Source organism: Psychrobacter sp. MES7-P7E (genome assembly GCF_002863645.1).
Lineage (GTDB): Bacteria > Pseudomonadota > Gammaproteobacteria > Pseudomonadales > Moraxellaceae > Psychrobacter.
Genome location: NZ_PJBU01000114.1, coordinates 75,955 through 94,415 on the forward strand (window position 1 = coordinate 75,955; position 18,461 = coordinate 94,415).

The window sequence follows — 18,461 nt, forward strand, 5'->3', positions numbered from 1 at the left end:
TCGAAAATAGGTGTTGACACAATCGCCTTTACCCCTTAATATGTGCACCTCGATAGCGAGGAACATTAATAAGTTAGCGGCATTGCCAACAACGAGTTGATTGACAAACTATCGTGATAATAGAGAATTTCGGAGTGTGGCGCAGTTTGGTAGCGCATCTGGTTTGGGACCAGAGGGTCGTAGGTTCGAATCCTATCACTCCGACCATCTATTTTAAGAGCCTTACAGGCTTTTTTTTATGTATAACGGTTTAGTTTCTGATATAGTAAAATATATTGCAAAGTAAGCTTAGTATATAAAAGTCCTCTAAGAGCGCCTGTAGCTCAGCTGGATAGAGCATCTCCCTTCTAAGGAGGTGGCCGCAGGTTCGAATCCTGCCAGGCGCACCATTTAGCCTGCAAATCTTGCCTATTCTTTGGCAATAGTTATGGCGGTTGTAGCTCAGTTGGTAGAGCCCCGGGTTGTGATCTCGGTTGTCGTGGGTTCGAGTCCCATCAGTCGCCCCATATTTTATTCTGTATGTATCTACATAAAAATCATATCTCAATCTAAAAAATATATAAGTAATAGCACTCGCCCTTGATGGCGATTTTTTTATGCCTATTCGATTTTATCTCTATATTATCTTTATAATATTAAACAGATTGAGTTTGATAGCACCTTCAATACTAGATAATCCCCCAAGTTTTTACCAACATTGCCTATAGTTTTCCTTGAGGCCTAGCGTGACTGTGTCTATTCTATTATCGTTTAGTAATTCTAATAAGTAAATAGACATGACGTTTTAAATGATGCATTATGCTTAAATGTTATCACATTCATTGTATTTAATAAAAATTATTTATTGGAGCCAGTATTGGCATAGAGCAAACCGACAGAACTTGTTATTAAGAGTATTATTTTTTTAAGATGAATCGTTATTAATCTGCATTACTGAGGAATTGATTGATGGACGCACTGAGTGTATTGCTGCAAAACGTGCATTTATTTGAGACTAAGTATTACCGTCTAAATGGCACTGGCAATTGGTCTTATTCTATTACTAGAAAAGACACCATTTTATTTTACTTAGTAATGTCTGGCGGTTTTTGCATTGATGTCGGTAATGGTCTACGGGAAGCTCGCGCTGGCGACATGATTATGATTCCGAATGCGCACAAGCACGTGAGTTATGCACTTAATCACCATGGCGATGTTGCTGAGTCGCTTGATGAACTATTGAGTAATTGCACCGAGCGTACACTTGATATCGATGGCGATGGAGACCCCAATTCATCTTTGATACTAATCGAATGCAAATACGACAAAGAGATGATTAATCCTCTGTTGTCGGTACTGCCACCGATATTGCCAGAGCTCAATGATGCTGCTGACGGACGGTTTGAAGTGATTGATGTAGAGATAAAGCTGCTAACACTAGAAGCTGAGCGTGAGCGTATGGGCAAAACGGCCGTAATCAATCATTGGGCAAGCATCATGATGATTGAGTGTTTGCGCGTGTATATTGAAAGCTTGCCTGAAGCCACAGAAAACTGGCTCAAAGCCATGAAGGATCCTTTTTTGACCAAGGCACTAGCCGCGATGCATGGGGCACCGAGTGAAAGCTGGACCATTCATCAACTTGCAGAAGTAGCAGGAATGTCGCGTTCCAGCTTTGCACAGCGTTTTAAAGACACTGTTGGTATGCCGCCACTGACTTATCTGATTGATTACCGCTTACGATTGGCGGCTCGCTATTTACGCTTACAGCAAAACAGTATTAGCCGTATCAGCGAGATGGTGGGCTACGCCTCAGATTCGACTTTTAGTCAGGCATTTAAGCGTGTGTATGGTGTCTCGCCAAAAGCATACCGTCAGCAGTATCGACAGAATAATCTTGCATAGTTCTAGTTGCTGTTTATTTAAGTTATTTAAATAGAATCTCGACGATAAGCGCTAAGGTCATTTATATGTCCTTGGCGCTTTTTTTTAATTTGTGAATACATATTGTTTATAAACGTTGAGTCACTCATATCTATAAGACCTTTGGTAACTTGCTATGGCTATTTTAGTTAAGGACAGCTGACATTGAGTCTGTGTTCAGGTACTATGGGTTGATGAGTCGTCGAGACAAAAGCGTTGATTTTGTAGCGCGTTATATGCCCTTATACGATAGGCATATAAAAGAATCGAGACGATGTTTATTTTCGCTGCTGATGGTATGTTATGACTGAACCGACCGCAAAGCTAAATGCAGAAAGTAATGGCCAACAAGAGACCATTACAACTGCTAAAAAAGAAAGTAATGTTGATAAAAACACTGCTGTAGAGAACCCGCATGTCGGCAAAGAGGCGCCGAAAAATGAGCCGGTAGATACACCTGATAAGGCGGCATTATTGACGATGTTTACCTTGTCAGATATCGAGGCGGTAGCAACTGAAGCAGTAATATCTGAGTCATCCGATAGTCTTACAGTAGCTGCAAAACCTGTGGCGCAAGAAACCAATGTCGCTACGCAGCGTGTTGCGCTTTATCGTGTTCAGCATGAGCGTACTCGACTGTTATATATGGCATCTGCCAATACGCGTCCTACTTACTTAGTACAAACCCTGAAGCCACAATTCGCAGAATATCAGCAATATTTACTTGCGCAGCAGCTTGATAAACGTGGGTTGATGGATACGGATACGCTCGAAAGACTCTGGCAGCAGCTGCATGTGGTCGATGATATTATTGCAGATATCGTGCTTCATATGCCTGCACAGCAGCCCGCCGGTTGGCAGCTGACGACTCAAGATGGTCGCAACCCATTGTGCTTTGCTACAGTCGGTAAGTTAAAGCACGGCAAGCCAATTCGCGACCAAGGTAGCCTCAACAGCTATGTACTTGGGCACTTTGGCGTGAGTAGCTTTACCTACGATCGAGGCTATTATATCGGTCATGTGGTTGGTTATTTATTCAGCTGTTATTATTGTGCTCACTTGTCGATTACTTATGGCGTCACAGCCCTTGGCCAGCAAGTCGTGGCTGACTATGATTATGCCAGTCTTGAAACCCCGCATATGGTTAGGTTATTACAAGGTCTTGACGGTTATTGCAAAAAACGCATTTATCAGTTGGCCGTTATTTGTGCGCGCTTGAGTGTTTTTGCGAGTGATAAACGTATTGAAAGAATGCTAATCGCTGAGGTTAATGACTTTGATAAAAAGCTACAGCAGCAGCATTTGGATGTCTTATTATTACAAGGTTTAATGCCTGATAGTAATGACTCAACGCCACTGCTCTAAGCGTTGAATGTCAAATTAATAAATTTCTATTAAGTCATAAATTATAACTGTCTACCTGTAAGCCTCTTAGGATATCTGTTGCCATGCCTGCCTATCATTTCAAAGCGCTTGACGACCATGGCGTTGTCCAAAAAGGCTTGCTAGAAGGGGACTCTGCGCGGCAAATTCGCCAGCAGCTGCGTGATAAGCAATGGACACCTGTTGAAGTCAATCCGGTCAATGACAGACAGAGTCAGAGCAAAAACCGCTACAAAAAACCGTCTGCATACGAGCTGGCATTGCTGACACGTCAGCTATCTGTATTATTGGCAGCGGGTATTCCACTTGAGGAAACCTTGGCAGCGGTTGCTAAGCAATCCCCAAAAACTCATATCAAATCCTTAATGCTTGCAGTGCGCTCACATGTCTTGGAAGGACTCAGCTTAGCACGTGCTTTGCAACAAGCCGCTAGCTTTCCGCCGTTATATATCGCTACGATTGCTGCAGGCGAAAAATCTGGTCACCTTGATCTTATCCTCAACCAACTAGCAGACTACACCGAAAACCGTTTTGCCCTCCAAAAGAAAATCCAAGGGGCTATGGTCTATCCGATTGTTCTGATGGTAATGGCAATTGCGGTAATTATGGGGCTGATGAGCTTCGTCGTGCCCAAAATTGTCAAAGTCTTTGAACAGTCTGAGCAAGCACTGCCTTTAATTACTCAAATCGTTCTCACGCTATCGAATATCATTACTCAGTGGTGGTGGTTGATACTATTGGTATTGGCAAGTACCGCATTTTTATTCTACCGTTTTGCCCAAACGCAAGCAGGTAAATTAACTATCGATAGCGTGGTGCTTAGATTGCCGATACTAGCTAGATTGTCCAAAGGTCTGAATGCCGCGCGGTTTGCCAGTACCCTTGCGATACTAGTACGATCAGGGGTGCCACTGATTGAGGCATTACATATTGGGGCTGCGGTCACGACCAATTTACATATCCAAAAAACGATTATTACTGCGGCTGATAGGGTCACAGAAGGCTCCAGCTTGTCTAGTCAACTAGAGAAATCTACTTACTTTCCACCGATGATGGTACAGATGATAAAAAGCGGAGAAAACTCAGGCGAGCTTGAAAATATGCTGAGCCGTGCCGCCAATATGCAGGAGGCAGAAGCAACCAATTTTATCAGCACCTTATTATCATTACTTGAGCCTTTAATGCTGGTGTTGATGGGCGTAGTAGTTATGATTATTGTAATGGCGGTTATGCTACCTATCGTTAATATGAACGATTTAGCAGGCTAGGTTCAGTCGCTAGCCTATGATTCATTATGCTATTCACATACAGACAGCTTCCTATCTCCAAAACCTCTATTTAGTTCTCTTTTACTCTATTCATATCACCTAACTTGCTTGCTAAACCTTGGACTAGCTTTCTTAAGGTTTGCTTACTGTTGTATATTGTTGAACGAACGCTATTTTTGCTATGGCAAACGCCAGCACCGCGCTATAGTAAGCACGTTTTAATAGTCATACATTTGATGTCAGCTAATATTTAACTTTGGCTAAGATAGCAAATTCAAACTGGGCGCAGCGCTGGATAAAAATAAAACCATGGTTTATAGTGACAATAGTTTCAAAGCTCATTGATATATCATTGATGAGAGCCACGATAGAACGCCACTTTTACTATTTACATAACTGTGATGACCAAAGCGATGACTATGACTGACAAACTCCAAGTAAATATGATGCCAAAAAGTGCTATTCAGGATATGCAATTCCATCCGAATGTTGTAAATGACCATAAGACCGCTTCTTCAGCTATGCAGCGCAGTGCGACAAAAAAGTCTGGTCAAGCAGGATTCACTCTTATCGAGATTATGGTCGTTATTGTGATCCTAGCCATTCTTGCTGGATTAGTGGTACCAAAAGTAGTCGGTCAAAGTGATAAGGCCCGTGTTAAAACAACTGAAACGGCGCTTGCTACTGTCTCAAATGCGCTAGATATGTACAAGGTTGATAATTCGCGCTATCCAACGACCGCTCAAGGGTTAGAGGCGCTTACGACACCGCCAGCTGATGCAAAAAACTATCCTGAAGGTGGGTATATCAAAGGTGGTTATCCAACTGATGGCTGGGAAAATGAGATGCAATATGTTGCACCAGGTAGTGAAGGGCGACCTTACGATTTATTTTCGTTAGGTGCTGATGGTCAACAAGGTGGTGAAGGTCAAGATGCGGATCTTTATGCTCAGCTATAAGGCTTAATAACAGACGTATAGTGAACAAATTCTGATACTGATATAGCTTTGTAGAATGAAACATTCGTTCATCCATGCACTTTCAACAATTTATAAATATCAACCAATATTCTCTTATTGGTTGATATTTTTTATCAGTAGATAAATCGCCTGCTGTTCATTACAAGTTTGATAGCCAGTGCTATAAATATATCTATGCGCTCAGCAAAATAGTCATCGCAAACTGCAATTAAAGGTAATCATCTATGTCGATTCAACAGTCTAATAAATATTTTTCTAAAAACCTTTATAAATTGGTTCTAACTGTTGCAAGCACTTCATTAGTAACGGTTCTGTCAATGACATCGATCAGTGTACAAGCAGCAGGGTTAAATGACTTATTTAAAAATAGCTCCTCGGCAAAATCAAAGTTCTTACCAGTGGATGAAGCCTTTCAGGTGGTCAGTAATACCAAAGCGACTTCCAAAGGCACGCGGTTGTCGATTAGTTTTGAAATTACACCAGGGCATTATGTCTACAAGGATAAGCTTACGTTGAGCTTCCCTAAAGGAATAAGTGCCACGCCGTTCGCTTTTAATCAATCACCAGTATCAATCAATGATCCGACCTTTGGTCAGGTTCCTGTATTTACGCAAAGAAGCGTCATTGCAACCACAACACTGACGACGAGTAATGGTAAGGGCGCCAAAAACGCGCCTGTTATTATTGGTTGGCAAGGGTGTGCAACGGCTGGGCTATGCTACCCACCAGAAAAAGTTAAAACCAAAATAGACATTGCTGCGACACGCAGATAAATAGCGAGCAGATTGATTAAAATATCGGTAATAATAGGTAGCCATTCATGTCCATCAAGACATCACCAAAGTCTTCATCATTTAGCGTATCTACCCATTCGAAAAAATCCCATATCTTAGCGCTTGCCATCGCTAGTGGCTCATTGCTGACAGGTTTATCAGCGACATCGACGGTACAAGCAGCAGGGTTAGGCGACCTTTTCGGTAGTAGTGAAAGCTCGTCGAAGTCAAAGTTTTTGCCAGTAGATCAAGCGTTTCAGGTGAGTACAGATAGTACCCCTGTCAAAGCAGGTACGCGGTTATCTATTAATTTCGATATCACTCCTGAACATTACGTCTATAAAAAGCAAATTAAGCTTACGCTACCCGCTGGCGTGACGGCTGCACCTTTTACCTTTAGCCAGACACCATATTCGATAGATGATCCGACTTTTGGCAAAGTACTGGTATTTGATCAAGCAAATATGGTCGCTACCACCACACTGACGAACAATAGTGGCAAGAATATAGATAGTGCCGCTATCGTCGTCGGCTGGCAAGGCTGTGCAAAAGCAGGACTGTGCTATCCACCTGAAAAGATTAATACGACTGTCGATATTGCAGCTTCATCGACGCAGGTATCAGCAGATAGTGAGAGTAGTGCGAGCTCGACCAATTCAGCGATAAATGCTACTGAGACGTCAGAAGAGAATGGTTCAGCAGGTCTTGATAATGCTTTGCCTGATGAGGCGCAAGCACTGACAGACGATGGGGCTATTGACTATGATCTCATTGATGACAGCACTGTAGAGTATGATTCTTTAGATAGTAGTACGGCGACGAATACGATTTCTGCAGCAAATAGCAGCGTAACAGGCGAGACGGCCAATAGCGAAAACGCATCAAACAATAGTTTTGTTGATAGCGATCCTTTTGGTTTGGCCTCTCACCCTTGGCTGGCATTAGTACTATTATTTTTAGCAGGCTTAGGCTTGGCTTTGACGCCTTGCGTCCTACCGATGCTGCCTATTGTGGCCAATATTGTAGCCCGCGAACAAAACCCAACGGTCAAACGCGGTGTCATCTTGACCACCAGTTACGCGATTGGGGTAGCGACTGCTTATGGTATTTTGGGCGCTGTTATCGCAGTATTCGGTGAGTCTTTAGGTATTATTGGTTGGCTGCAGAACCCGATCATTCTCATTAGCTTTGCTATCGTTTTTATACTTCTCGCACTATACATGTTAGGTCTTTTCAGTGTGCGATTACCACAAGCGATCAGTCGAAAGATGCAAGGCTTAAGCCAAGCAGGTGACAGTAAGCTTGGTAGTACAGGCGGCAGTTTGCTCGCTGGGTTTTTATCAGCGCTAGTCGTGTCACCTTGTGTTTCTGCACCATTATTTGGGGCACTATTAGCGGTTTCTACCATTGGTAGTCCGTTGCTCGGCTTTGCCGCTTTATTTATGCTAGGTTTTGGTTTATCAGCGCCGCTTATTCTAATCGGTGCTACCCAAGGCAAGATTATGCCAAAGGCAGGCGAGTGGATGAATTGGGTCAAGCAAGGCTTTGCTTTACTACTGTTTGCTGTGGCACTGCTATTGATTGAGCGCGTGTTTATATCGCCAGTCATGCTGATGGTATGGGCGTTATGGTTTATGGTCGTGGCAACATGGGCATGGAGTTGGCTAGGCAAAGGTCGTATGCTGACCCAAGCATTAAGCCTTATCGCTGGTATTTGGGCCGCTTGCCTAATAGTCGGCGCTGCATTGGGTAATGACGATAGCTTACATCCATTAGCGTCATTGGGTGCAGCACCGATGATGGTACAGTCAACGTCTGGTCAACCAGCGAATAGTGATAGCACCACTGATAAGACAATCACGACGCTTGCAGAGCTAGATGCTATTGTCGCAGCCAATCCGAATGTCATTGTCGATCTGACAGCAGAGTGGTGTATTGAGTGCCGCATTATGGACAAGAACCTGTTTCATTATCGTCCAGCTCAAATGCAAGGTTGGCAATTAGTGAAGCTCGACATAACTGAAACAACAGCAGACTCAAAAGCCGTGTTGTCTCGTTACCAACTCTTTGGTCCACCAGCGCTGCTATATTATATTGATGGTCAGCTAGTAAATCAGCAAGTGGGTGAGATTGGTCGCTCAGAATTTGAGCAAACATTATCGGCGTTGAACAACTAAAGTTTAACAATGAACACTTAAGAAACCAGTGTAATATTTCGAAAATTCTTAAGAATATTAAGAAGGCCAGTATACTAAGAAAGTATGCTGGCTTTTTTGATGCCATTAAATTCATACTATAGAATATTTATTAAGTATTTGTTATATAAGTAATTATATTGATAGGCGGTTATTTTAACTATCGATAAAGCTAGTATCGTGCTTATATTTTCATTACAATAAGGAAACAATGCAGCAGGGGCACTAATTGTCATTTTTTCCGCTCCTAATATCTGCGATTAGCTGATAGTCTCAGTCAATTCTATTTTAGCGATAACGCTAATGGCCATATTAATTACCTCATATACTCTGCTAGCGCTAATGCTAGTTAGATAAAGGACACTTATGTTTGCCCATACCATTACTCAGCGTCACCAACAGCCGTCTTACCAGAATGCACATATGCCTCTTCGTATTGCAGTTGCGCTTGCGTTGAGTTGTACCGCGATACAAGTACAAGCTGCTGATGACTCTCAGACTTATAACGAATTGCCAGCACCCGAAGCTGCATTTGAATACGAGGATCTTGACCTATCACAGGGTCTTGGTAATAGTGCGATATCTTCTGACGTGGGTACACAAAGTAGCAAAATAATTAGCAAAGAATTTATTGCTCAGCAAGCCAAGCTGTTTTCTGAATGTACGCAAGTCCAGTCTAGTGCTGCTCGCCTAGCTTGTTTTGATAAGGTAGCTGAACAAGGTAAAACGCCAAGCTATACCTCAACCAAACAACCAATTGATTTGGCAAAAACCTTTCAAAGTACGGTCTCAGGTAATCCAAAAGTGATATTGGCTGAGTCTCAAACGGCGATGAGTGGTACGACAGTTGAAGATGCAGACACCATTTTAATGACCAATCAGCAAACAGCAGCCAGCAAATTGAAGGCAAATGGCAACGTAGAAGTAGATGCTGAAACGAATAGTGAGGCACAGATTTTAGAAAATGTCGGTGTCACTCAAACAGACATCGAAAAATTCTCGCCACTCAGTCTATCTTATGACCTAGATAAAAATAGTGAGCGTGGTACTTGGACGGTCAGACCATATCGACCGACGTATCTGTTGCCACTATTTTATACTTTCGATCCCAATTTAAGTCCAAGTACACCATCGCAAAAAACAGATCCTTTTGATTCTAATGATATACGTGAGACTGAGCTAAAATTCCAATTATCCCTAAAAACAAAAGTCGCAGAAGATTTGTTTGATACCAGTGCTGACCTATGGTTTGGCTATACTCAAGAATCACATTGGCAAGTTTATAACGAAGACAACTCGCGTCCATTCCGTGCTACCGATTATCAACCTGAAATATTCTTAACCCAACCTGTGACAGCAGATCTGCCTTTTGGTGGACGTCTGCGTATGTTGGGCGCAGGTGCTGTCCATCACTCGAATGGACAAGATGATCCATTATCACGTTCATGGAATCGTGCTTACCTCATGGCGGGCGCAGAGTGGGGCAGACTCTCAGTCATACCGCGCCTATGGGCTCGAGTAAATAACGAAAGTAGTAGCGATGACGATAATCCAGATATCGAAGACTACATGGGCTACGGTGATATCAAATTCTTATATGATTTGCCGGCTGATCAGAGCATTAGCGGTACCTTGCGCTACAATCCAGGTACCAATAAAGGTGCTGCGCAAATCGACTATATCTATCCTATCTCAGAGAACGTTAATGGTATGGTTCAGCTATTCCAAGGATATGGTGAGTCGATCATTGATTATAATCATGAAAATACCTCTATCGGCTTCGGTATCGTACTGAACGATTGGAAAGGGCTTTAATTCGGAAGGGACATTAATTTGAGAAAGGCTCTAATATAGGTGAAATTTATTATAAGTTATGACAAATTATAGTTTATGCGCCGTTTAGCGCCTTATCAAACTGGACTGTGGTTGGCAGAATATATGGATATGCGCTGCCAACTATGCCGTATTTATCGTAGTACACCACAATCTCAACTACTGCATCATCAAGCGCAATCTAGCCTAGATAATATAACGGATACGCCACCTACACGGATAGCCTCAAAGAAACACTCTTTTCTTACTAATATCCGTAATCAAGCAAACAGCTATTTGAGCAGTGGTTTACTTTGTGCTCACTGTCATAACGATATCACTTGGTTACCAAGACCTTTTGAAGTAGATATCGCTCCTAGTATATCTCTATCTATCCAAGCCTCTACTTACTACGAGTATCCAATACGTCAAGCTATCCGAGCATTTAAGCATCAGGAGGATATGACGAAACTGCCGTTACTATTACATACCATACGTCAATTACCGCGTCCACATGGTTGTCATCGTAATAACAGCGTGATTGTTGCTATGCCAACAACAAGTCAAAGATTGGTCAAACGTGGGTTCGATCCTGTCAGTATTCTATCTGCCCAATTGTCTAAACATTGGCAAATTCCTTTATGGCAAGGCGTTAAGCGCATTGACGATACAGTTAGTCAGCAGGGACTGACTCGTGCCGAACGTCTTAGTAACTTAGACAACGCCTTTGCTCTAATCGAAAGGCCTCCTACAAAACGCTTACTACTATTCGATGATGTATCTACCACAGGTGCAAGCTTACAAGCATTAGCGCAAGCGTTCATTCCACCTGCAGCAATAAAATCAGCAACGGATAGCAGCCATAATAGTTATCAAATTTCTGCTTACGTATTAGCCCATGGCAGCAAACCCTAAACCCAATATATCTTTGTCAATAATATCTAATTATTGCTAATATATTTCCTTAACGCTATATTATTATAGTTATGTATACTAATTTGTTGTTCTGAACTAAATGTCTAAGTTATCTTTTGGCGGATTAATATATGAGTGAAGGAGGCTAGGAAGCGCCTGTAGTTATTTCTAGATGGTATTTATTAGATATCGTGGAATGAAAATTGCATGTTATTAAATAAATATATGCGAAGAATCATGGTGATAAGACAAAATCATAAGATACTCATACTCAATACGCCGTAAGTAAAAGACAGATAATTGCAGTTTTAAATAGGAACACGATGTGAATGCATCTTTGAACATTCTACCACCTAAGCTGAAGAACGTAAGCTCAGGTTTTACCTTAATTGAATTGATGGTAACCATTGCTGTTCTTGCCATTATTGTGAGTATTGCTGCTCCAAATATTAGTACACAACTTGCTAATCAGCGGGTGAAGTCGACAACAGCTACTTTAGTTAATGCACTGAAAGAAGCCAAAGCTGAAAGTATTATCCGTCGTCAAAACATTACTTTAAGCTATGATAATGATAGTAATCCTAAAGTCATTATCATTTCAGGATCAGAAGCAAATCCTATTGCTAACTATAACTATAATGATGAAAGTGAAATTGTATCAGCACTAGAAACCATAACCTTTGAACCTAGTAAACGAGTCACTGCTACAGTCACTTACACTGTCTGTGATAGCAATACTTCAGTGCAACCAAGAGTAATTTCAGTGAGTAGAGTTGCTAATATTACTGACCAAGTAGGAGGTAGCTGTCAATGAATGGGTCAAGTTTTCAACGAGGTGTTGGTTTAGTAGAGGTATTAGTGGCTGTTTTACTACTATCTATTGCGATATTGGGCTTTAGTGCGCTACAAATGCGTGCAATTACAGCCACTGACGAGAGTTTAGTTAGAACCAAATCTTTAACAGTGATTCGCAATTTAGCTGAAGTGATGCGTGGCTATCCAGAGGCGTATATTAAAGATAGTAGCGCACCTCCTTTTGAAAGCATACTCTCGACAGAGTTTTCTGAGTTATCCTTAGCTGAACGAGCAAAAGTAACTCCAACTATACAGGCTGTAATAAATAGTTCGGCTACTGATACAGTGGTTATCTCATATGTTAAAACTAATAATGATGGTACTAAGACCACCGTCAGTAAAACAGTAAGTATTTTAGCTAGTGGTGAAAATTGCTTATCTACTACTACTAGCAATATAGGTGGCAAAATTGTACCAAAACAATCTTGTACTATTAATGAGCTTGCTGCTCGTGATGGGCTTATGATCAAAAAGATGGCAGCTGATGAAAATATTGCTGTCAGTATTGCTACCTGTCCTGGAAGTTCTGCGAATGCTATACAACAACAAATGTGTATTATTACCGCATGGAATGGTACTAAGCCAATATTAGACGATACAGAGGTAGATGCTTGTGGAAAGGTAAATGGTACCTATCATATCGGCAGTCAATGCCTTATCTCGGAGGCATACTAATGAATAATAACCAGGTAAGCCATTTCAATAATAGCTCTTCAGGTTTTACTCTGATTGAGCTGATTATTTCCTTAGTATTAGGCCTACTAGTTTCAGCGGCTGTAATACAAGTTTATATTATTAGTGCTCGTACGAGTGTAGTGCAGCAAAGCGCCTCTGAGGTACAAGATACTACAATATTTGCACTGCAAGCAGTTGATGACCATATTCGCTTAGCGAACTTAGGGAACCCAATAAGTAATATTACGAGTACAACTCCTCATAGTGGTATTGTGCTAACTACAAATAATTTAGGTAATAGCAATGCTACTGATGAAAAATACTTAACTGTAAGTGCTGATAGTGACGGTTGGACAGGCTTATCAAATATAGTTGGTATTGAAAGTGACCAATTAACTATTCAATATAAAAACATAACTTCAGCATCGTTATATGATTGTGAAGGAACAGAGATTGCATCAGGTAGCAGTGATTGGGTGGTTGAACGCTATTTTATACGTAAGGCTGCAGGTGGTGGTGCTACTGATTTAGTATTGGCTTGCTCTGCTGGTCGAGTTGATGAAGAAGGGGTAATAGTCACAGCATTTACTGGTAATGGTGAAATTATTATACCTGCAATAGAGCAGTTTAAAGTATTGTTAGGAACCATTACTGATGTAAATCAGCTTAGCTATTTACCAGCTAGTACTTATTTAACGCTCACAGAAAAACCTGCAATCACCACTATCAAACTTGGAGTAATTGTTCGTAGTACTACTCCGTTAATAGAAGATCCTGAAAGTGAATTAGCAACTGAGGATAAAGGAAAGTTTGTGGTGCTAGGAACGGAACAGAAGCTAAATACTGTTAGTATGAATGAAAATTATTATCGTCGTAGTTATGAATCTACTATTACGTTGCGAAGTGCTCGTGTCATGTCTGTTACTGGTCTAAAATCTAATGTCACGTCATAAAAAAGAGGCGATATGTCAAATTATCAGCGATATCAGCGCTCCATAGTGCCACCATCTAGTCAACAAGGTGCAGTACTTATCGTAGTTCTATTGTTCTTGGTTTTGATTATATTGGGGGGCGTTATTGCGGTAAAGCAAAGTAGCACGGACCTGAAACTCGCCACTAGTGACCAAATTAATGCACTACTACTACAGTCAGCAGATAATGCTAACCAAAATATAGAGCAAAGTATTAATGGCAGCAGTGATTCAGATGCTTACGATGCTATGATATCGCGTGGTGGCCCTTTTGGTCATTTTATCTTGTCTGATTATAGTGTCGAGAATGAATATGTCTTTTGCTTCCGTCCACGTGATCAGTTATTCAATGTCAATAAAACTTCAATCATAACGCCAGATGGTTCGTTAACAAGTACGGGCTATTGCGATTCTACTGAATCAAGTGATTATATTAGCAGTCGTAATACTAGTATGACGCAGGTGAACGTATCGCTAACACCACCAAATGCAGAGAACGAAGCATTCGGTAGTTACAGTATAGGGCAAGGAAGTAGTTTGATATCAAGCAAGGCATTTATGTTCGATATCAACAGTACAGCTGTATTACCCGCTTACGGAAATACTAAGCTAGGTAATATAGACTGCTTCAAGCAGACCAGTAGATTGCATACAGCGTCTGCTGCTGACTATACAGATACGATTGGCGGTTGTATGGCAGAAGCTGGTGTACCCAATAAGATCATTTATGAAATGGCCGATGTTGAGAACCAGTCGTTACGTACCAAATGTGTCGATTTTGGTGAAGGCGCAGGATTACTGTGTACCTTGCCATCTAGCTAACAAATACTATATTTTGTTATTTGCCATATTGAATAGCGTCATCGCTACTCTGCTATCATTTATATTAAGGAATAGGTCATGAAACAGTTAATGAGTCAAAGGTCTAAACGACAAACATGGCCTATTAAAGCGCTAACGGCAGCGGTGACAATCGCCATAACAAGTCTAGTGCCTGCCAATAGTGCTACAGTGACGAGTGACAGAAAACCTATCGGTGATCTTGAGATATATAAGGCGGCTAAGCCAGGTACGGCCTCTATTTTTATGATGCTGGATACTTCAGGGAGTATGGGTGGTAATAGTGGTTGCCGTAATTACAATAGTAATACTGGTGACATTCGTTTGGTAGTGTATCAGCGAAAGCTTGATGCCAGTAAGCCTGACGGACTATTTAGGAACGATGAAGGTAATACAGTAATAGATAAAAATGCGCCACTCCTTAAGAACGTAAATATTACCTTTCCTACTTGTAAAGATGGTAGTGGCAATACAATTGCTCGTACCCTCATGGCGCGTTTGCAAGTAGCACTTATAGAACTATTGTCGGATGAAGTTCTTGAAAGCGGTAGTGTAAAAGATACCGGCTCGCTTCCGGATGATTATGCCGTAGGTATGGGTAACTATAGTTATGATGGCGACGGTAGGTCAGGGGTGGTTTTGGTGCCTACGGCTGAACTAACTGCTGGACAACGAGTAAAGCTAATTGAGAAGATTATAGATTTAAGGGCAGAAGGTAATACCCCTACTGCCCACGCTTTCGCTGAGGCGGGTGCCTACATGATGGGTACAAATACTTATAGTTATACTTATAGAAACTATAGTGGGTTTGATGACTCTGTCAGCACCTCTAAGAAAGATAATAGTTATATATCTCCTTTAAGTGATAAAGAGTGTAGCGGTAATGGTATTTATCTATTAACGGACGGTCAGCCAAATGGTAGTAGCACTAGTAGAGCTACAAGTTTAATGAATACTTCTTTATCTGGCTCAAGTCCAGCATTGTCAATCAACAGTTGCACTAATTTGCAAGGGGATTCCAGCGGTAGGTCATGGGGCTGTATGGCAAGCTATGCTGCCCTATTGCGAAATAATGCTAGCAACTCAAAAGGATTGCCGATTAAAACGGCGACAGTTGGCTTTGGTAGTGCTTTTGCTGGGTTGACAGGGACACGCTCCATCACAGTAAATGGTGAAGTAAAGGCAGTCGTTGATTGCGATAGTGGTAATGTTAATGATGATACTCGTAATCTATGTAAATTAGGTGAGCAAAAAGCTGATGGTGAAGTCAAAACTTATGGCGATGGAGGCTTCTATTATACTGAGAACTCTGAGGAAATTGCTGCCAGCATAGTTGACTTCTCAGCTAGCCTTGTACAGATTATTAATACAGCACCTTCAGGTACAATTACTATTCCAGAGGACCCTTACCGAGCGGCAAATCAACTTCCTTATGCCTATTTACCTATGCTAGATCCTGATATTGTTTCCACAGCAAGTATATGGAAAGGTAATCTTAAAAAATATAATTTGGATCAAGGGACATTGTTTGGAAGAGGCAGCAATAAACTTTATAAAGATATCGCTGGCAATCTAGATGAAAATACACAAGATGAATGGCAAACTGCTAATTTTGTAGTAGAGGGCAAAGCGGCCAATAATAATATTGCGGCTGGCGGTGTATATGCTCAATTACAAGCACCAAGTGCAGGTTTGGGTAGTGTGCGTACTCTCTATGTCGAGGATTACACGACGGCTACCGATAAAGCACCAATGTTGCGTAAAGTTGGTGTTGATAGTAGCGGCAAACCATTTGGGTTCGATAAACTCAAAGATACTGTTGCTTATAGTCAGTTAAATCAACGTCGTTTGCTGAGTTTTTTAGGTTTTGGTGGTGTGCTGACTAATGATGGACAACCAACGACCCCGCTTACGACTGAGACTAATAACTTAAGCTTAACCAAGCCGACCAATGAAGTAAAATTGTTAGGTGGTGTTGTGCATTCCAAGCCTGAAGCTGTTTCTTATGGTTCAAAATTAGATGATAAAGGCAGTATTGTCGATCCTCGAGAGGATTATCTACTCTTTGGTTCTATGGATGGAGCTTTGCATTTAGTCGATGCAAAAGCAGGTAAAGAAGAGTTTGCTATCATTCCTAGAGAAATGTTAATAAATCAACCAGAAGCTCTAGTAGAGAACTCTAAAAAGGAAATATCTAAAATTGGTCAACCTTATTTTGGTGTGGATGCTCCCTGGTTAGTCAAAACTGATTACGCTTATGATTTACCAGGAGGAAAGGTAACAGTTGATCAAGCATCAGGTAAGGGTATGTTTGCTTATGGTGGTCTGCGTATGGGAGGTGATTCATTCTACGGAATGAATATAACCAAAAGATCTGAACCTAAGATGCTATTTACGATTACACCACAAGGCATTAGCTCGACTACTCCAGGTGTTTCTTCAACAGCGGGTTTTACTCGTTTAGGACAGATTTGGAGCAAACCAGTTGCTGCAAAAATACGCCTAACCAAAGGCTCTGATCCTAAGAAGAATGCTGCGCCAACAGACGTGCTTATATTCGGTGGTGGTTACGACATGCAGTATGAAACTGATGGCTATGTAGCCACTACTAGTGCCCCTGCCAAAGGCAATGCTATCTATATGATTAATGCCAAAACAGGTAAGCTGATATGGTCAACTAGTAGCGAAGACACTTCAGGTGTTAACATCAAAACAGATACGATGATTAATAGTATCACTGGCGGCATTGCTGTACTCGATAGGGATAATGATGGTCTGATGGATCACCTCTATGCTGCCGACTTGGGTGGACAAGTATTCCGTGCAGACTTTGAGAATGCACGCATTGCTCAGTTCGGCTTTGCAGCTGTAAATAGCTTCACTAATAAAGGCGTGACACGCATATTAGATGTAGCTCCTACAGATAAGAAACTCGCATACCGTTTCTATGAAAGCCCAGTCGTAAGTTTCTATCGTAGAGAGAAAGGGCCAGATACTGGTAAGCTCTTTGCTATGGTCAATGTTATTTCAGGTAATCGCAGCGCGCCTCTATCGACATTGCGTAATATCAATGACTATGCCAACCGCGTTTATGGCATTATCGATAATGATGTGACTAATAAAGATCTGTATAACAGTGGATTTACTAAGGCTGTTGCAAACTTAACAGAAGCTAAGCTGGTAAATTTAGGCAATGCGATACCTACTATAGGAGCTGCTACCACTGATATAGCGCGTGAGAGCAAAAAAAATGATGCTATAAAATCAATGATAGGTGTAGCTAAAAATGGTACAACTCCAGCAGTTCCAGCAACCAAAAATGGATGGTATTATCCATTAACTCGTTTTGATGGTTACAGTAACGTTAGATATAACAAAGGTGTGGGCGAAAGTACAGTCATTAATAATTTGCTTTATACCACTGTATATAACCCTGACAAAGTATACGGAAATACAGCAAGCTGTTCAGCGAAAATAATGGGCGGCTCTGAACGTCAACTATACTGTTTACCTTATGGCGTATGTATGGATGAAACCTCAATAACTGGTACAGGCGGCTTTACACCTGCAGGTCAAGGTATTCAGGAGTTGGCTATTGGTGCCTATAACGCAGATAATACAGATATAAAAGTACTGATTGGTACGACAACAATCGCCGATCGAATAGATGCTGCTAAACGTGCAAAATATGGTACAGATGGATTTAAAGATAACAGTAATATTAAAGATCTTTATCCTGGTGAAAGCAACAGTGCCACCCAAAATAATGGTGATGGATCCGCTGTTGAGTTTTTATTCAATGAACGCTATACCTTGCAACCAAAAGCTTGGTATGAACGAAAAAAACAGTAACTGTGATGTTCTAACTGTTTAATATCAGTATTTAATAATG

13 protein-coding genes and 3 tRNA genes are annotated in these 18,461 nt (G+C 41.3%); all 16 read left to right on the plus strand.

The features are described from left to right. Nucleotides 1-130 precede the first annotated feature (130 nt). A tRNA-Pro gene (locus tag CXF62_RS12975) sits at nt 131-207 on the plus strand. Nucleotides 208-312: 105 nt separating this feature from the next. Beyond that, nucleotides 313-389: transfer RNA gene (locus tag CXF62_RS12980), tRNA-Arg, on the plus strand. A gap of 41 nt (nt 390-430) precedes the next feature. Next, a tRNA-His gene (locus CXF62_RS12985) sits at nt 431-506 on the plus strand. Nucleotides 507-948: 442 nt separating this feature from the next. After that, nucleotides 949-1,884, plus strand: coding sequence for an AraC family transcriptional regulator (locus tag CXF62_RS12990; protein WP_102094695.1), 936 nt, complete (start codon nt 949-951; stop codon nt 1,882-1,884). Nucleotides 1,885-2,205: 321 nt separating this feature from the next. Continuing rightward, nucleotides 2,206-3,267 (plus strand): hypothetical protein, encoded by a 1,062-nt coding sequence (locus CXF62_RS12995; RefSeq protein ID WP_102094696.1) that lies wholly within the window; start codon nt 2,206-2,208, stop codon nt 3,265-3,267. Between the two features lie 83 nt (nt 3,268-3,350). After that, nucleotides 3,351-4,553, plus strand: a complete 1,203-nt coding sequence (gspF, locus tag CXF62_RS13000) for a type II secretion system inner membrane protein GspF (protein WP_057758190.1) — start codon at nt 3,351-3,353, stop codon at nt 4,551-4,553. Nucleotides 4,554-5,074: 521 nt separating this feature from the next. Continuing rightward, nucleotides 5,075-5,512 carry a type II secretion system major pseudopilin GspG gene (gene gspG / locus CXF62_RS13005; protein WP_102094728.1) on the plus strand — a complete coding sequence of 146 codons (438 nt, stop codon included), beginning with the start codon at nt 5,075-5,077 and terminating at the stop codon, nt 5,510-5,512. 338 nt (nt 5,513-5,850) lie between these two features. Then, nucleotides 5,851-6,306 (plus strand): protein-disulfide reductase DsbD domain-containing protein, encoded by a 456-nt coding sequence (locus CXF62_RS13010; RefSeq protein WP_228153244.1) that lies wholly within the window; start codon nt 5,851-5,853, stop codon nt 6,304-6,306. 47 nt (nt 6,307-6,353) lie between these two features. After that, on the plus strand, nt 6,354-8,483 hold the full coding sequence (gene dsbD / locus CXF62_RS13015; RefSeq protein WP_102094698.1) for a protein-disulfide reductase DsbD: 2,130 nt from the start codon (nt 6,354-6,356) through the stop codon (nt 8,481-8,483). Nucleotides 8,484-8,867: 384 nt separating this feature from the next. Further along, on the plus strand, nt 8,868-10,316 hold the full coding sequence (locus CXF62_RS13020; protein ID WP_102094699.1) for a phospholipase A: 1,449 nt from the start codon (nt 8,868-8,870) through the stop codon (nt 10,314-10,316). A gap of 75 nt (nt 10,317-10,391) precedes the next feature. Continuing rightward, on the plus strand, nt 10,392-11,228 hold the full coding sequence (locus CXF62_RS14875) for a ComF family protein (RefSeq protein ID WP_228153245.1): 837 nt from the start codon (nt 10,392-10,394) through the stop codon (nt 11,226-11,228). A gap of 325 nt (nt 11,229-11,553) precedes the next feature. Continuing rightward, a complete protein-coding gene (locus CXF62_RS13030; RefSeq protein WP_228153246.1) occupies nt 11,554-12,042 on the plus strand; it encodes a GspH/FimT family pseudopilin in 489 nt (162 codons plus the stop codon). Next, on the plus strand, nt 12,039-12,758 hold the full coding sequence (locus CXF62_RS13035) for a prepilin-type N-terminal cleavage/methylation domain-containing protein (RefSeq protein ID WP_102094700.1): 720 nt from the start codon (nt 12,039-12,041) through the stop codon (nt 12,756-12,758). Before CXF62_RS13030 ends, CXF62_RS13035 begins: the two co-directional genes overlap by 4 nt. Continuing rightward, a complete protein-coding gene (locus CXF62_RS13040; RefSeq protein ID WP_185156661.1) occupies nt 12,758-13,711 on the plus strand; it encodes a PilW family protein in 954 nt (317 codons plus the stop codon). The genes CXF62_RS13035 and CXF62_RS13040 overlap by 1 nt, the downstream gene beginning before the upstream one ends. A gap of 12 nt (nt 13,712-13,723) precedes the next feature. Further along, on the plus strand, nt 13,724-14,551 hold the full coding sequence (locus CXF62_RS13045; RefSeq protein WP_102094702.1) for a PilX N-terminal domain-containing pilus assembly protein: 828 nt from the start codon (nt 13,724-13,726) through the stop codon (nt 14,549-14,551). Nucleotides 14,552-14,629: 78 nt separating this feature from the next. Further along, nucleotides 14,630-18,421, plus strand: a complete 3,792-nt coding sequence (locus CXF62_RS13050) for a pilus assembly protein (RefSeq protein ID WP_102094703.1) — start codon at nt 14,630-14,632, stop codon at nt 18,419-18,421. Nucleotides 18,422-18,461 lie beyond the last annotated feature (40 nt).